The organism is Actinomadura rupiterrae (assembly GCF_024172125.1).
GTDB lineage: Bacteria > Actinomycetota > Actinomycetes > Streptosporangiales > Streptosporangiaceae > Spirillospora > Spirillospora rupiterrae.
Map to the genome: position 1 here is coordinate 32,628 of NZ_JAMZEA010000016.1, position 15,359 is coordinate 47,986.

The 15,359-nt window shown below is 73.4% G+C and carries 15 protein-coding genes; 2 read left to right on the forward strand and 13 right to left on the reverse strand.

All coding sequences use genetic code 11. The annotated features are described in order from the left end of the window. Nucleotides 1–30: 30 nt before the first annotated feature. From FHU30_RS40645 to FHU30_RS40665, 5 genes are all read right to left on the reverse strand, one after another. Entirely contained in the window at nucleotides 31–2,541 is a 2,511-nt protein-coding gene (locus FHU30_RS40645) for an ABC transporter permease (protein ID WP_253883055.1), read from the reverse strand. 5 nt (nucleotides 2,542–2,546) lie between these two features. Continuing rightward, a complete protein-coding gene (locus FHU30_RS40650; protein WP_253883056.1) occupies nucleotides 2,547–3,320 on the reverse strand; it encodes an ABC transporter ATP-binding protein in 774 nt (257 codons plus the stop codon). Between the two features lie 332 nt (nucleotides 3,321–3,652). After that, nucleotides 3,653–3,889 (reverse strand): chaplin family protein, encoded by a 237-nt coding sequence (locus FHU30_RS40655; protein WP_253883057.1) that lies wholly within the window; start codon nucleotides 3,887–3,889, stop codon nucleotides 3,653–3,655. Nucleotides 3,890–4,057: 168 nt separating this feature from the next. Next, the gene (locus tag FHU30_RS40660; RefSeq protein ID WP_308211486.1) at nucleotides 4,058–4,771 is read right to left on the reverse strand and encodes a response regulator; all 714 of its coding nucleotides are present in this window, start codon (nucleotides 4,769–4,771) and stop codon (nucleotides 4,058–4,060) included. Between the two features lie 61 nt (nucleotides 4,772–4,832). After that, a complete protein-coding gene (locus FHU30_RS40665; protein WP_253883058.1) occupies nucleotides 4,833–6,023 on the reverse strand; it encodes a sensor histidine kinase in 1,191 nt (396 codons plus the stop codon). Nucleotides 6,024–6,245: 222 nt separating this feature from the next. Between FHU30_RS40665 and FHU30_RS40670 the strand changes: the two genes are divergently transcribed. Continuing rightward, complete coding sequence (locus FHU30_RS40670) at nucleotides 6,246–7,259, forward strand: SAM-dependent methyltransferase (RefSeq protein WP_308211487.1); 1,014 nt, start codon at nucleotides 6,246–6,248, stop codon at nucleotides 7,257–7,259. A 55-nt stretch (nucleotides 7,260–7,314) separates the two neighbouring features. Here FHU30_RS40670 and FHU30_RS40675 read toward each other — a convergent pair whose 3' ends face one another. The 3 genes from FHU30_RS40675 to FHU30_RS40685 form a co-directional block, all read right to left on the reverse strand. Beyond that, a complete protein-coding gene (locus FHU30_RS40675; protein ID WP_253883059.1) occupies nucleotides 7,315–8,523 on the reverse strand; it encodes a cytochrome P450 in 1,209 nt (402 codons plus the stop codon). A gap of 34 nt (nucleotides 8,524–8,557) precedes the next feature. After that, a complete protein-coding gene (locus tag FHU30_RS40680) occupies nucleotides 8,558–9,862 on the reverse strand; it encodes a PH domain-containing protein (RefSeq protein ID WP_253883060.1) in 1,305 nt (434 codons plus the stop codon). Nucleotides 9,863–10,425: 563 nt separating this feature from the next. Further along, entirely contained in the window at nucleotides 10,426–10,953 is a 528-nt protein-coding gene (locus FHU30_RS40685; RefSeq protein ID WP_253883061.1) for a PH domain-containing protein, read from the reverse strand. 451 nt (nucleotides 10,954–11,404) lie between these two features. Here FHU30_RS40685 and FHU30_RS40690 point away from each other — a divergent pair, with 451 nt between their 5' ends. After that, nucleotides 11,405–12,553 (forward strand): NADH-quinone oxidoreductase subunit D, encoded by a 1,149-nt coding sequence (locus FHU30_RS40690; RefSeq protein ID WP_253883062.1) that lies wholly within the window; start codon nucleotides 11,405–11,407, stop codon nucleotides 12,551–12,553. Between the two features lie 22 nt (nucleotides 12,554–12,575). On the opposite strand, the gene FHU30_RS40695 is transcribed toward FHU30_RS40690, so the two are convergent. Genes FHU30_RS40695 through folP form a run of 5 tightly spaced genes read right to left on the reverse strand, consistent with a single transcriptional unit; the run spans nucleotide 12,576 to nucleotide 15,310 of the window. Then, complete coding sequence (locus FHU30_RS40695; protein ID WP_308211488.1) at nucleotides 12,576–13,034, reverse strand: DUF3180 domain-containing protein; 459 nt, start codon at nucleotides 13,032–13,034, stop codon at nucleotides 12,576–12,578. A gap of 17 nt (nucleotides 13,035–13,051) precedes the next feature. Then, nucleotides 13,052–13,651 (reverse strand): 2-amino-4-hydroxy-6-hydroxymethyldihydropteridine diphosphokinase, encoded by a 600-nt coding sequence (folK, locus tag FHU30_RS40700; protein ID WP_253883064.1) that lies wholly within the window; start codon nucleotides 13,649–13,651, stop codon nucleotides 13,052–13,054. Further along, on the reverse strand, nucleotides 13,648–14,013 hold the full coding sequence (folB, locus tag FHU30_RS40705; protein WP_253883065.1) for a dihydroneopterin aldolase: 366 nt from the start codon (nucleotides 14,011–14,013) through the stop codon (nucleotides 13,648–13,650). The genes folK and folB overlap by 4 nt, the downstream gene beginning before the upstream one ends. Beyond that, on the reverse strand, nucleotides 14,010–14,444 hold the full coding sequence (locus FHU30_RS40710) for a nuclear transport factor 2 family protein (RefSeq protein ID WP_253883066.1): 435 nt from the start codon (nucleotides 14,442–14,444) through the stop codon (nucleotides 14,010–14,012). The genes folB and FHU30_RS40710 overlap by 4 nt, the downstream gene beginning before the upstream one ends. Beyond that, nucleotides 14,441–15,310 (reverse strand): dihydropteroate synthase, encoded by an 870-nt coding sequence (gene folP / locus FHU30_RS40715; protein ID WP_443612901.1) that lies wholly within the window; start codon nucleotides 15,308–15,310, stop codon nucleotides 14,441–14,443. Before folP ends, FHU30_RS40710 begins: the two co-directional genes overlap by 4 nt. Nucleotides 15,311–15,359 lie beyond the last annotated feature (49 nt).

Sequence of the window (15,359 nt, forward strand, 5' to 3'; positions counted from 1 at the left end):
CCCGGCCCTTCCGGGGCCGGGCGGGGCCGGTCAGCCTGACGCGAGGGACTCGACGACCGACGCCTTCGCGGCCCGCCGGGCCGGGAGGACGGCGGCGAGCACGCCCGCGACGCCGGCCAGCGCGACGAACCCGATGATCTGGGCGTACGGGACGGCGAACACCGCGCTCTTCGCCATGGCGTTCGTCACGGCCCAGCCGAACCCGATCCCGAGGACGACCCCGGTGAGCGCGCCGATCACGGCCATGACCAGGGCCTCCACCGACAGCATCCGGCGCAGCTGCCGCCGGGTCAGGCCGAGCGCGCGCAGCAGCGCGGACTCGCGGGTGCGCTCCACCACCGACAGCGACAGCGTGTTGGCGATGCCGAACAGCGCGATCACGATCGCCAGCCCGAGCAGCCCGCCGAAGATCAGCAGCAGCGTGTTCACCGCCTTGGTGAACTGGTCGCGCAGCTCCGCCATCGACCCAACCTTGATCGTCGGGTAGCCGTGCGTGGCGGCCTCGACCGCGGCGCGCGCGTCGTCCACCGGCACGCCGGGCTTCGCCTTCGCCCAGACCGTCGCCGAGTCGCGCACGGCCGAGATCCGGTCGAAGTCGGACGCGGCGAGCACCACGCCGCGGACCGGCGTGTCCCCGCTGAAGACCCCCGCGACGCGGAGCGGCAGCGAGCCGCGGTCGCCGTCCACCTGGACGGTCTGCCCGACCCGGTAGCCGTGCGTCCTCGCCGTGTCCTTCTCCACGATCACGGTTCCCGGCTTCGGCGCCGAGACCGAGCCCGACTCGGCGTCCAGCTTCAGCATCGAGCCGAACGAGGACTCGGTGACGGTCGTCACCGTCATGTCCCGCGCGCCGCCCTTCGGACGGCCCGCCTCACGCGCGTCGGTGACCTCGCCGAGCTGCGGCAGCGCGCGCAGCTTGGCGACCAGGTCGTGCGGGACGGCCCGGTCCGCCGCGTCCTTGCCGCCGCCGAACTGCGACTCGACCTGGAAGTCCACCGGGAAGTGCTTGTCGAGCTGCGCGTTCGCGGTGGCGGTGCCGCTGGACGCGACGACCGCGAACAGGCTCATCAGGCCGATCCCGATGGTCAGCGCGATCGTCGTGGTGGCGGTGCGGCGCGGCGCGCGCTGCGCGTTCGACACCGCGAGCCGGGCGGGCACGCCGCCGAGCCGTCCGGGGACGGCCCCGACCAGGCGGCCGAGCGGACGCACCAGCGCGGGCATCCCCGCGATGACGCCGAGGAAGAACAGCCCGCCGGCGAACGCCACCAGGTACATGGCGACCTCGCCCTTCTGCATGCCGAGCGCGCCCACTCCGCCGAGGCCGAGCCCGGCGAGGCCGAACAGCGCCGCCACGGCCGTCCGGAACCAGCCGAGCCGGAACCGCCCGCTGCCCGGCTCCAGGTCGGAGCGGAGCGCGGCGACCGGCGCGACGCGGGTGGCGGCGCGGGCGGGCAGCAGCGCCGACAGGACCGTCACGATCACGCCCACCAGGACGGCGACCACGATCGTCCGGACGGTCAGCTCCGGCGCGGCGAGCGCCATGCCGGTGTCGAACGTGCCGATCACCGCGAGCGCGCCCGCGCCGAGCCCGAGGCCCGCGCCGAGGCCGAGCAGCGACCCGACCAGCCCGACCGCGAACGCCTCGGTCAGCACCCCGCCGAAGATCTGGCGGCGGGTCGCGCCGACGCAGCGCAGCAGCGCCATCTCGCGCATCCGCTGCGCGATGAGGATCGCGAACGTGTTGTAGATGACCAGCGCCGACACCAGCATCGCGACGAAGCCGAACAGCAGCAGCCCGGCCTGGATCACCTTGGTGTCCGCACCGTTGGCCTTGGCGAGGCGCTGCGCGAGCTGCGGCCCGCTCAGGGTGTCGTACTGCGGCCCCGCGGCGCTCGCGATCGCGCCCTTGGCACCGCCGCGGACGTCGATCTCGGTGTAGGTCTTCACGCCGGTCATCTGGACGGCGGTGGCGGCGTCGAAGCCGACCGCTCCGCGGTAGCCCACGTCGCTGTCGATGCCCATGTCGACCAGGCCGACGACGGCGAACCGGTGCGGCCTGCCCTTGTGGTCGAGGACGGAGACGACGTCGCCGACCTTGAAGTTCTCCCGCTTGGCGAGGTGGGTGTCGAGGACGGCCTCGGACGGCCCCTTCGGCGTGCGGCCGCCGTCCACGTCGTAGCGCAGCAGCCGTCCGGACGGCACGGACGCCCCGACCGTCGGCTCGTCGCCGACCGCCTTGCCGTCCCGTCCGACCAGCGCGGCGTCGCCCTTCACGGTGCCCTCGGCCTCGATGACGCCGGGGGCGCTGCGCACCCGGGCGAGCAGCGAGGACGGTAGGTCGCCGCCGGAACCCTTCTTCGGCAGGACGGCCACGTCCACCTTGCTCGCGGACTTGGCGAACGTCTTGTCCACCCCGGTCTTCATCGAGTCCGTCAGCACGAACGTGCCGGAGATGAACCCGACGCCGAGGGTGATCGCGAGCGCGGTGAGCAGCAGCCGCAGCTTGTGCGCGGCGAGCCCGGCGAGTGTGGTCTTCAGCATCGCGCTCAGGCCCCCAGGGCCTTGAGCCGGTCCAGGACGGTGTCCGGCGTGGGCTGGTACAGCTCGGTGACGATCTGCCCGTCCCGCAGGAACACCACGCGGTCGGCGTAGGACGCGGCGACCGGGTCGTGGGTGACCATCACGATCGTCTGGCCCATCTCGCGGACGGACGCGCGCAGGAACCCGAGCACCTCCGCGCCGGACCGCGAGTCGAGGTTGCCGGTCGGCTCGTCCGCGAAGATGACCTCGGGCTGGGCCACCAGGGCGCGGGCGCAGGCGACGCGCTGCTGCTGGCCGCCGGACAGCTCGCTCGGCCGGTGCCCGAGCCGGTCGCGCAGCCCGACCACGTCGATGACCTGGTCGAACCACTGCCGGTGCAGCTTGCGCCCGGCCAGCTCCAGCGGGAGCAGGATGTTCTGCTCGGCGGTAAGCGTCGGCAGCAGGTTGAACGCCTGGAACACGAACCCGATGCGGTCCCGGCGCAGCAGCGTGAGCTGCTTGTCGTTCATCCCGGTCAGCTCGGCGTCGCCCAGCATGACCCGCCCGCCGGAGACCGTGTCGAGCCCGGCCAGGCAGTGCATCAGCGTAGACTTGCCGGACCCGGACGGCCCCATGATCGCGGTGAACGCGCCGCGCGCGAACCCGACGCTGACACCGCGCAGCGCGTGCACGGCGGCGTCCCCGGAGCCGTAGACCTTGCTCACCTCGGTCGCGACGACCGCCGGCGGCTCGGCGGCCCGCCCCTGCGGCGGGGGCGGGGTGGTGAACGTGCTGGTCACTGCGGCTCCTTCGGTGGTCTCCAACGTCGGAGTCCACGCTAGGAAGCCGCGCGCCGCCTGCCATCGCCCCTGCGTCCACGGTTGGGATCAGCACTTCGGCTGGCTCCCGCCCCCGGCTACGACCAAAGTCGTACTTTCACGTCAACCCGACCGCGTACCGCAGGCCCGCGCAGGCAGGCGGCGAAGGCCGGAAACCGGAAACCGGAGGGCGGCGGGGGGCGCCGGAACCCGGGAGCAGGCGGGGGCGCCGGGACCAAGGAGCGCCGGAACCGGGGCTCGGCGGGGAGCGCCGGAACCGGGGGGCTCCGGCGCTCGTTCGGCGTCCGGGTCGGTCAGTGGATCATGTTGCCGACGTTGGCGCCGCCCTTGCACCCGGCGCCCGCGATGCCGAGGACGGCGACGGCGTTGCCGCACACGTCGATCGGGATCGAGATGGGCGCGACGACCTGGTTGCCGGAGAGCACCCCGCCCGCCCCGCTGGTGTCGATGTCGGCGTTCGCGGGAGCGGCCAGGATCGAGCCCATGACAGCGGCGCTGAGGGCGCCGGTGAGTGCGAGCTTCTTGAGCACGGTGAACCTCCCGTACGTGGGGGCCGGGGCCCCGATCTGACAGTCGTCCGTGCGACCGCCGCGCCCGGGCACGGCGTTCACGTACGGTAGTTATTCAGATACTCACGCGTAAGGGAAAGGCCGACCCCGGGTTGGGCATCGAAAAGTCACCGCGGGGTAATCGGTTCGTTACGGTAGGTTGTCACCTTGCCCGCTCTTGACCAAGCCTGTCTCATACGCGAAGACCACCGCCTGGACGCGGTCCCGGAGCCCGAGCTTCATCAGGATCCGGCCCATGTGCGTCTTCACCGTCGCCTCCGAGACGTACAGCCGCTCGGCGATCTCGGCGTTGGACATCCCGCGCGCGACCAGGTGCAGCACCTCGGTCTCCCGCTCGGTGAGCGCGGCGAGCGCCTCGTCCGCCTTCTCCCGGCCGCCGTCCGGCAGGTGCAGCGCGAACCGGTCCAGCAGCCGCTTGGTGGTGCTCGGCGCGACCACCGCGTCCCCGGACCGGACGGCCCGGATCGCCTCGACCAGCTGCGCCGGGCCCGCGTCCTTCAGCAGGAACCCGCTGGCCCCGGCCTTGATCGCGGCGAACGCGTACTCGTCCAGGTCGAACGTGGTCAGGATGATCACCTTCGGGCCGCCCGCGGCCACGATCCGGCGGGTCGCCTCGATGCCGTCCATCCGCGGCATCCGGACGTCCATCAGGACGACCTCGACCGGGCTGTCCGCCGGACGCGCGCGCACCGCCTCCACGGCCGCCGCGCCGTCCCCGGCCTCCCCGACGACCTCGATGTCCGGCTGGGCGTCCAGGACCATCGTGAAGCCCGCCCGCACCAGCTCCTGGTCGTCCACCAGCAGCACCCGGATCGGCTCGTCCACCCAGGTCTCCTCACTCACGTCCGGCGCTCCCGTCCCTCTGCTTCTACGACGTGTGCTTCTACGACGTGCGGACGAGGGGTCATGTTCGGGCCTCCTCGCGGACCGGGATGCGCGCGGTCACCGCGAAGCCGCCGCCGTCGCGCGGCGCGGCCTCGACCACGCCGCCGTAGACCGCGGCGCGCTCGCGCATCCCGACCAGGCCGTGCCCGTGGCCGTCGTCGGGGGCGGCCGCGCCGCGCCCGTCGTCCACCACCGCGACGGTCATCTCGTCGTCACCGTAGTGCAGCGTCACCGTCGCCGAGGCGCGCGGGCCGCCGTGCTTGAGCGTGTTGGTGAGCGCCTCCTGGACGATCCGGTAGACCGCCAGCGCGCGCCCCTCGGACACCTCGGCCGGCCTCCCGGTGCGCTCCAGCGTGACCGGGAGCCCGGCCGCCCGGACCTGCTCGACCAGGTCGTCCAGCTGGGCGAGGCCGGGCTGCGGCGCGTACGCCCCGGCCGCGGACTCCTCGCGCAGGACGCCGAGCAGCCGGCGCATCTCGGCCAGCGCCGTCCGCCCGGTCGTGGAGATCGTCTCCAGCGCCTGCCGGGCGCGGCCGGGATCGGTCTCGATCGCGTAGGCCGCGCCGTCCGCCTGGACGACGATCACGCTGACGTTGTGCGCGACGACGTCGTGCATCTCGCGGGCGATCCGGGCGCGCTCGGCGTTGCGGGCCAGCTGGATCTCGGCGTCCCGCTCGTGCTCCAGCCGGTCCGCGCGCTCCTCCAGCTGGCGCAGGTAGGCGCGGCGGGTGCGCATGTGCAGGCCGAGCACCCAGACGCCGAGGCTGATCGCGGTGAACGCGACCAGCGGCCCGCGCATCTTGTCCAGCGCGCCGCCCCACTCCCGGTAGGTCTCCAGGACGACGCCGAGCTCGGTGACGGCCAGCGCCGCCAGACTCCACCGGAACGAGCAGTACGCCGTGACCGTGTACAGGCCCATGAGGACGGTCGTGTTGCCGATGAGCATCTGCGTGTGCATCGTCCACTGGACGAAGCTGACCAGCGCGACCGCCGCGAACGTCACCCGCGGCCAGCGCCGCCGCCACACCATGGGGACCAGGAGCGCGGTCGAGAGCAGCAGGTAGCCCGTGAGGGTCAGGTTGTAGCTGTGGATCGGGTCGTGCAGCACGGCCGGGGCGGAGACGAACTCCAGGAACGCCAGCGGAACGAGGAACGCGGCGTCCACCAGCGTCCGCCGGGCCCGCCACCACTCCCACAGCCTGACCACCATGCCGCCAGCGTACGTATCCCCTGGTCAGCCTGGAATCAATCCGAGGTCGGACACGCTGTCAGCCGGAGGTAGCGCGCCGGCGCCCGCTCCGCGTCCGGGGCGCGGCGCCCTCGGCCCGTCCCGGTGGGCGGCTCGCGAGCCGGGCGGACGCACGCCGCGCGGGCGCGCCCGTGACCGCTCCGGGGGCGCCGCGGAGCGCGGTAACGTCGGAGGGTGGTGGCGTTGACCTGGGCTCCCTGGCGGACCGCGATGGAGCAGGCGCTCTACGGCGAGGACGGCTTCTACCGGCGCGGCGAGCGGCCCGCCGAGCACTTCCGCACCTCGGTGAGCGCGTCGTCCCGGTTCGCGGCCGCGCTGGCCCGGCTGCTCGGCGAGGTGGACGAGGCGCTCGGCCGCCCCGCCCGGCTGGACGTGGTGGACATCGGCGCGGGCTGCGCCGGCGTCCTGCGGCACCTGCTCGCGCACACCGGTCCCGGCCTGGCCGGACGGCTGCGGCCGATCGCGGTCGAGGTCGCGCCGCGTCCGGACGGCCTTCCGGACGAGATCGACTGGCGTTCCGCGGTGCCCGAGACCATCACCGGGCTCGTCATCGCGAACGAGTGGCTCGACAACATCCCGCTGGACGTCGTGGAGCAGACCGACGGCGGGCCGCGGCTCGTCGAGGTCTGCCCGTCGTCCGGGCTGGAACGGCACGGCTCGGTGCCGTCCGCGGACGACCTCGACTGGATCGACGCGTGGTGGCCGCTGACCGAGCCGGGCGACCGCGCCGAGATCGGCCATCCGCGCTGCATGGCATGGGCGTCGGTCATCGAACGCCTGCACGCGGGGCTCGCGGTGGCCGTCGACTACGCGCACGCACGAGGAGCCCGTCCGCCCTACGGGACGCTCACGGGGTACCGCGACGGCTCCACGGTCCTGCCCGTCCCGGACGGCTCGTGCGACATCACCGCGCACGTGGCCCTGGACGCCTGCACGGTCGCCGGAGAACGCGCGGGCGCGAGCGCGTCGCTCCTGACCACCCAGCGGGACGCGCTGCGCGCTCTGGGCCTCACAGGCGCGCGCCCGCCCGTGGACCTCGCCCACCGCGACCCGCGCGCCTACCTCGTCGGCCTCCGCACCGCCGGCGAGGAGGCCGAGCTCCTGGACGCGTCCGGCCTGGGCGGATTCGGGTGGCTCGCCCAGACCGTCGGCATGGCGCTCCCGCCCTCCCTCGCCAAGATCAAGCCGTCCGCCTAGCTCGGCGGCCGGGGCTCGACGGCTGGGGCTCGACGGCTGGGGCTCGACGGCTGGCTCAGATTTCGACGTTGAGGGATTCGAGGCCGCGCAGGATGTAGCCGGGCTTCCAGCGCGGCTCGTCCTTCAGCTTCAGCGTCGGGGCCGCGCGCAGGACCGCGCCGAGCGACTCGGCCATCTCGATGCGCGCGAGCGGCGCGCCGAGGCAGTAGTGGATGCCGAGGCCGAAGCTGATGTGCGGGTTGGGGTCGCGGCCGAGGTCGAGCGTATCCGGGGCGTCGAAGACCTCCGGATCGCGGTTCGCCGACGCGAACTGGAGGGCGACCTCCTGCCCGCGCGGGATGGTGACTCCGGCGATCTCGACGTCCTCCAGCACCCAGCGCTCGAACATCGGCGCGGGACCGTCGTAGCGCATCAGCTCCTCGACGGCGGTCGGCGCGAGCGCGGGCTCGGCCCGGAGCCGCGCCAGCTCGCCGGGGTTGCGGAACAGCGCCCACCAGCCGTTTCCGGTCGCGTTCACCGTCGCCTCGTGCCCGGCGTTCAGCAGCAGGACGCAGGTGCCGATCAGCTCGTCCTCGGTCAGGCGGTCGCCTTCGTCGGCGACGCGCGCGAGGGCCGAGATCAGGTCGTCGCGCGGTTCGGCGGCGCGCGCCCGCGCGAGGCCGCGCAGGTAGTCGGAGAACTCGTTCGCCGCCTGGACGGCCCTGCGCTGCACCTCGTCCGGCGGGTTCAGCTCGTACATCCCGCAGATGTCCGCCGACCAGGGCCGCAGCAGCCCGCGGTCCTCGGCCGGGACGCCGAGCATCTCGGCGATCACGTTCACCGGCAGCGGCTCGGCCAGCTCGGCGAGCAGGTCGCCGCCGCCGCGCGCGGCCAGGCCGGCGGCCAGCTCCTCGGCCAGCCCGCGGATCATCGGCCGCAGGCCCTCGACCATCCGGGCCGTGAACGCCTTGGACACCAGGCGCCGCAGCCGGGTGTGCGTGGGCGGCTCGACGTCCAGCATCCCGGCGCGGACGAGGTCCCAGAACGGCTTCAGGAAGTCCGGCTCGGCCTGCTGGCCGAACTCCTCGTGCGTCCCTACATGCAGGTAGGAGCGCCCGAGGCGGCGGTCGCGCAGCAGCGCGTCCACGTCCGCGTACCGGCTGACGACCCACTGGCCGGTCGCCTCGTCGTAGAACACGGGCCGCTCGGTCCGCAGCCGCTCGAACACCGGGTACGGATCGGCGACGAACTCCGCCGACCACGGGTCATAGGACGTCTCGGTCACCCAGGCACTGTACGTCCCGTGCCGTCATGCCAGGTCAGGAGGCCGGAGTCCGCCGGGTGGCCCAGTGCGTGGTGTCGCCGGACGTCGCGCGGGCGCTGCGGGCGCGCTGCGCGGTCGACTCGACGATCGCGCGCGCCTCGCCCAGCTCGCGGTCGGCGGCGGCCACCTGGACGAGGCCGGGAGGCGCGTCCACGTGCACGGTCGCGAGCTTGAGCAGCCGCTGGACCGGGTTCACCGTCAGGCGGACGCTCTGCGCGCGCGCATGAGCGATGACGTCCGTCCGGCGGCACAGCCAGCCGTGCCGAGCGACGAAGATGACGTTGTCGGTGCCCGCGCCGTCCGCCCGGTCCACGGTCATCCCTCGCGCGGACGCGGGGAGCAGCGGAACGGCGTCGACGCTCGTCCCAGGGAAGACGAGCGAGACGAGCTGCACGGCCACCGCCCTGGGCGCGGCCGGAAGGAGCGTGGACGAGAGCGCCTGCCGCTCGCCCGCGTAGCCCGCGACCGTGACGTCCAACCGCGCCCAGCCGAGACCGCGCCAGATGGACGGCTCGACCACGCCGACCGCCTGGACGCGCCCGGGCGGGACGGTCTGCATCCGCGTCTCCAGCAGCCCGTACCGCAGCCGGATGCCGTCCGGCGACACCGCGACCGTGAAGTTCGCGTACATCACCATCGGCGCGATCACCGCGCGGATCAGGCCCAGCAGCGCCGGAAGCGCCACCGCGAACATCGCCGCCTCCTGGAAGGCGATGAGGAACACCAGCGAGAAGATGAACAGCAGGAAGGTCCCGATCACCGGCAAACGGAGCATCAGCCCGGCCAGCAGCGTGCCGAACGGCACCCGGTAGACCGGCCGCTCCGGGGCCTCCGGCGTGTGGCCGGGCAGCCCGGCGGCGAGCGCGAGCAGCTCGGCCCGCAGGTCCTGCGCGGCGCGCCGGCCGAGGTACCGGAACGCGATCTCGCTGTGCTCGCCGCCCGCCAGCTCCACCCGCACCTCGGCGAGCGAGAACACCCGGGTGACCAGCGGGCGCACCACGTCGATCGCCTGGATCCGGGACAGCGGGATGCGCCGCACGCGCCGCCTCAGCAGCCCGTTCTGGACGACCAGGTCGTCCCCCTCCACCCAGAACCGCAGCGCCAGCCAGCCCCAGAGCCCCGCCGCCACCGCGGCGACACCCGCGACGATCGACAGGATCAGGAACCGGAGCAGCACCTCCGGGCTGAGCTCCAGCCCCGCGCCGCTCCGCGTCCGCGTCATGAGCAGCGGGAACCCGAGCAGGACGAAGTAGATCACCATGATGACGAACGCGCGCAGCGGCGCGGTCGCCCAGTGCAACCGGTGCGTCCCTACCGAGAACCGCACAGGCGGCGGAGGCGGAGGCGGCGCGTATCCATAGGGCGGCATCGGGAACGGCGGACGCCCCGGGTAAACGTGCGGCGGCCCATAGGGCGGACGCTGCGGCGGGTACATCGCACCGGGATACATAGGCGGCGCGCCGAAACCGGGCCGCGGGGGGCCGTAGGGCATTTGCGGCTGCGCGCCGTATGCAGGGATGAACGTGGGCCGAGGCCGTCCGTCCGGCGGCGCGAACTGCCCCTGCTGCGGCACCCCCTGCGTCCCATAGGGCCCCTGCGGGCCACGCGGCGGCAACGCCCCTTGAGGGCCGCTATGCGGGTGCTGGGGGCCACTATGCGGAGGCTGCGGACCGCTGTGCGGGTGCTGGGGGGCGCTGTGCGGAGGCTGCGGGCCGTTATGCGGGTGCTGAGGGCCGCTGTGCGGGACGTGGGCGTTTCCGTTCGGCGGCTGCGGATCGCCTTGGGGAGGCTGGACGTCCCCGTTCGGCGGCTGGGGGGTGCCGTTGGGGGGCTGGGGGTTGGGGGGCTGGCCCTGGGGTCCGGTCACAGGCCCATGCTCCGTTCCTCGCCCTTGCGGGCGAGCCGGTCGCGGAGCAGGGCGGCCTCGGCGGCGGGCAGGCCGGGGATCTCGGCGTCGGTCGCGGCGGCGGCCGTGTGCAGCCGGACGGTCGCGATGCCCATCCAGCGGTCCAGCAGGCCCGCCGAGACGTCCACGAACTGCATCCGGCCGTAGGGGACGACGACCAGGCGGCGCGAGAACACGCCGCTCGTGACGATCAGGTCGTCCTCGCGCTCGGCGTAACCGTGCGCGTGGTAGGCGAACTCGACCACGACCCAGGACGCGACGAGCACGGTGAGTACGGCGGCGACCCACACCACCGCGGCGACCGTCCCGCCGCCGCGCCAGAGCAGGAACGCCCCGACCGCGCCGGCCGCGACCGCGCGCAGCAGCGCGACGATCCGCCGGTGCCAGGGGTAGCGCGGGGAGATCCGGGACCACCCCAGGCCCCCGCCCGGCTCGAAGGCGTCCGCGGCCGGGTAGCCGCCCGCGCCCTCCTGCTGTTCCGCCACCGGATACAACGCGGCACCTCCGGCACCATTCGAAGGCCGCCCATCCCGGGGAAGCCCTCCGCTGAACGCGCCCCCTCCGGCCTGCCCGTACTGCCCGGGCGGGACGGACGGAGCGCCCTGCTCCTGCCGCGCGGACGGCACGAGCGGCGCGTCCGGCGGACCGGACGGTACATCGTGCGCATTCCGCGCGGGCATCACATTGTGCCCGTTCCGCGCACCTGCCGAGGACGCCGCGTCCGGACCGGGCGGCACGGCGGACCCGGCGCCGGGCGGCGGCACGTCGCGCGGACCGGCCGTTTCGCCGGATGTCGGGTCTTCGCGGTGACTTGGGTTCATTACCCCCTAGTCAACCGGAAAGGACGGGCCTGCCGCGAGCCCCGGCCGCGCCCGCTGCGCCCTCCCGGCCGGATCGGGTCCGGCACGCGGGCGGGCGGCGTGGCACGATGAGGGCGTGACCACGCAGAGGATCGTCGGGATCGGGGCGGGCGCCAAGGAGCTGGCCACCGAGGACATGATCCTCAACATCGGCCCGCAGCACCCGTCCACGCACGGGGTGCTCCGGCTCCGGCTCACCCTGGACGGCGAGCGCATCGTCGCCGCCGAGCCGGTCGTCGGGTACATGCACCGCGGCGCGGAGAAGCTGTTCGAGGTCCGCGACTTCCGGCAGATCATCGTGCTGGCGAACCGGCACGACTGGCTGTCGGCGTTCTCGTCCGAGCTCGGCGTCGTGCTCGCGGTCGAGCGGATGCTCGGCATGGAGGTGCCCGAGCGCGCGGTCTGGGCGCGGACGCTGCTCGCCGAGCTCAACCGCGTCCTCAACCACCTGATGTTCCTCGGCTCCTACCCCCTCGAAGTCGGCGCGATCACGCCGATCTTCTACGCGTTCCGCGAGCGCGAGACGCTCCAGCGCGTCATGGAGGAGGTCTCCGGCGGCCGCATGCACTACATGTTCAACCGCGTCGGCGGCCTGAAGGACGAGCTTCCCGCCGGGTGGACGGGCCGGGCCCGCGCGGCCGTCGCCGACGTCCGCGCGCGGATGTCCGACCTCGCCGACCTGATCATGGGGAACGAGATCTTCCGCGCCCGGACCCGCGGCGTCGGGACGCTGACCCGCGAGCAGATCCTCCAGTACGGGGTGTCCGGGCCGATCGCGCGCGCCTCCGGCGTCGACTTCGACCTGCGCCGGGACGAGCCGTACCTCGCCTACGGCGACCTGCCCGTCCGCGTCGTGACCCGCGCCGAGGGCGACTGCCTCGCCCGCTTCGAGTGCCTGCTCGACCAGGCCTACGCCTCGCTCGACCTCGCCGACGCGTGCCTCGACCGCCTCGCCGACCTCCCGCCGGGCCCGATCAACCAGCGCCTGCCGAAGGTCCTCAAGGTCCCCGAGGGCCACACCTACGCCTGGACCGAGAACCCGCTGGGCCTCAACGGCTACTTCCTGGTCTCGCGCGGCGAGAAGACGCCGTGGCGGATGAAGCTGCGCTCCGCCTCGTTCAACAACATCCAGGTGCTCGCCGAGCTCCTGCCGGGCACCCTGGTCGCCGACATGATCGCCATCCTCGGCTCGATGTTCTTCGTCGTCGGCGACATCGACAAGTAACCCGCGAACCGGGACGTCGCGTTCAGGCGCGGGAGGCGCCTCGGTGGCGGTGCTCCTCGTCCGGGTCCTTGGGGACGCGGCAGGCGTATTCGAGGAAGTAGGCCGCGCCGACCAGGACGAGCGCGGCGAGGAAGGTGCCGCCGCTGACAAAGAAGTCCGCCCGCGGGGTGGACTTGTCCAGGTTGTCGCTGAGGCTGAGGGCGAACCCGGCGAAGACGCCCGCGAGGACGGCGGCCGAGTGCGCGCTGGCCTTGCCGAGCGCGGCCATCCGGGTGGCGACGATCGGCTCGACCGGCTTCAGGCTGCTGCCGGGCTTGCGGCGGATGCGGCGGAACAGGTTGACGCCGGTGAACGCCTCGCCGAGGGCGAGCAGCAGCAGCGTCGGGACCGCCGTCCAGGGCAGCGGCGGCAGCGAGAGGTAGGTGGCGCGCAGCACCACCCAGGTGATCGCCGCGGGGACGACCACCAGGATGGTGAGCACACCGGGACGGGACGGTCTCATGCAGGCGGCTGCAGGGTCAGGTCGTCGCGGCGGCGGCAGGCGTCCGGCCCGCCGGCGCGCATCGCCTCGGCGGCGAGGTCGCCGACCCGGCCGTGCCCGGACAGCAGCACGTCCGGCTCGATGTCGGCCCACGGCACCAGCACGAACGCCCGCTCGTGCGCGCGCGGGTGCGGGAGGGTGAGGTCGGGGTCGTCCATCTCGACGTCCCCGAAGATCACGATGTCGATGTCCAGGGTGCGCGGGCCCCACCGGACCTCGCGGACGCGGCGCATCGAGTTCTCGATGTTCAGCACCCGCTCCAGCAGGTTCTCCGGAGGGAGCCTCGTGTCGGCCACCAGCACGATGTTCAGGTAGTCGCCCTGCTCGGGGAGCTCCTCGCCGGGCGGAGCGAACGGCGCGGTCTCGTACACCGGGGAGAGCGCCACGTAGTCCAGGCCGGGGGCGTCGAACAGCGCGTCGACGGCCTCCTGGATGTTGTCGAGCCGGTCGCCGAGGTTGCTGCCGAGCGAGAACACCACGCGGTGCGACATGAGCATGTGGCCGCCCGTGGCGGTCCGGTCGGGCATGTGGTCCGGCTTGTGGTCGGACGCTGTCATGGGCGACTCCTCCTGATCCTCACGGCGACGTCCGTGAAGGGATGCGGCACCGGAGCGGCGGGTTTGTGCACGGTGACGTCGGCCTCCGTGACGTTCGGGTCTTCCAGACAGATCTTCGCGAGCCGGTCGGCGAGCGTTTCGATCAGGTTGACGGGCTCCCCTTCCACCACGGCGACCAACCTGCTCGCGAGTGATCCGTAGTCGACGGTACGCGAGAGGTCGTCGCCCTCGGCGGCGGGGCGGGTGTCCAGCCCCAGCGCGACGTCCACCACGAACTCCTGCCCCAGCTCGCGCTCGGCGGGCAGGCATCCGTGCCGGCCGCGGGCGCGCAGCCCGCGCAGTTCGATCCGGTCCAGGCTCATTCTTCCTCTGCGGTGCTCAGGATGGGTGAACCGTGGTGGAGCAGCAGGCGCCAGTCCGCGCCGTCGCGGATGAACACCTTGCTGGCGACGATGCTCCCCCCGGCGAGGAACCCGGTCTCGGTGTCCTCGTCGGCGGTGAGGACGTTCTCCTTGCACGTCACCACGGCTTGGTCGCCGTAAACGTCGATCTCCACGTCCGTCAGGACGAACTGGATGTAGGAGGTGTTGGCCATGATCAGCGCCCACGAGCGCAGCACTTCCTCGCGCCCGCGGAGCATCGGCCAGCCCGGGTGGACGCACACCAGCGCGTCGGCGTGCTTACCCTCGGCCCACACCCGCGACATCTGGTCGAGATCGCCGACCTCGAACGCCTGGTAGAACTCGGCGTGGACTTCCTCGACCGCCTTCACGTCCCGCACGTCCCCACTCACCCGACCACTCCCGAACCGTCCGCGTGGGCGGCGAGGGCGGCGGCCATGCGGACGGCGTCGGCGTTGGCGCGGACGCGGTGGACGCGGATGCACCAGGCGCCCGCGGCGGCCGCGAGGGCCGTGATCGCGACCGTGGCGTCGTCGCGCTCGCGGACGGGGCGCGGGGTGCCGTCGGGCGCGGCGAGCGCGCGGCCCACGAAGCGCTTGCGGGACGCGCCGAACAGCACGGGGTAGCCGGTGCCGACGAGCGCGTCCATATGCGCGAGCAGCGCCCAGTCGTGCTCGGCGTCCTTGGCGAACCCGAGCCCCGGGTCGAGCACGATCATGGACGGGTCGACACCCTCGGCGAGCACCGCGTCGACCCGGCGCAGCAGCTCCTCGCGGACCTCGCCCACCACGTCGCCGTAGACGGCGCGGTCGTTCATGTCGGCGCTGTGCCCGCGCCAGTGCATCACCACGTACGGGACCCGCGCCTGCGCGACCAGGCGGGTCATCGCGGGGTCGGCGAGGCCGCCGCTGACGTCGTTGACCAGCAGCGCGCCGGCCTCGACCGCGGCCTCGGCGACCTCGGCGCGCATGGTGTCGACGCTCACCGGGACACCCGCCGCGGCGAGCGCGGTGATCACCGGGACGACCCGGCGCAGCTCCTCCTCGCCCGACACGCGCTGCGCCCCGGGCCGGGTGGACTCGCCCCCCACGTCGACGACGTCCGCGCCCTCGGCGACCAGCTCCAGCCCGTGCCGGACCGCCTTGTCGGCGTCGAACCAGTCACCGCCGTCCGAGAACGAGTCGGGTGTGACGTTCACCACACCCATGACGAGGCATCGCCCTGGCTCGGGCAACCCCGGAACGACGGCACCGTTCATGACCCCAACCCTATGCCCTCCTCCGGACACTCCCCGACCTCCGTCCCAA

Coding starts and splice junctions, on each gene's coding strand:
- FHU30_RS40645 (WP_253883055.1), bottom strand. CDS start 2,541: ATGCTGAAGACCACACTCGCCGGGCTCGCCGCGCACAAGCTGCGGCTG.
- FHU30_RS40665 (WP_253883058.1), bottom strand. CDS start 6,023: ATGGTGGTCAGGCTGTGGGAGTGGTGGCGGGCCCGGCGGACGCTGGTG.
- folK (WP_253883064.1), bottom strand. CDS start 13,651: ATGACAGCGTCCGACCACAAGCCGGACCACATGCCCGACCGGACCGCC.
- folB (WP_253883065.1), bottom strand. CDS start 14,013: ATGAGCCTGGACCGGATCGAACTGCGCGGGCTGCGCGCCCGCGGCCGG.
- folP (WP_443612901.1), bottom strand. CDS start 15,310: ATGAACGGTGCCGTCGTTCCGGGGTTGCCCGAGCCAGGGCGATGCCTC.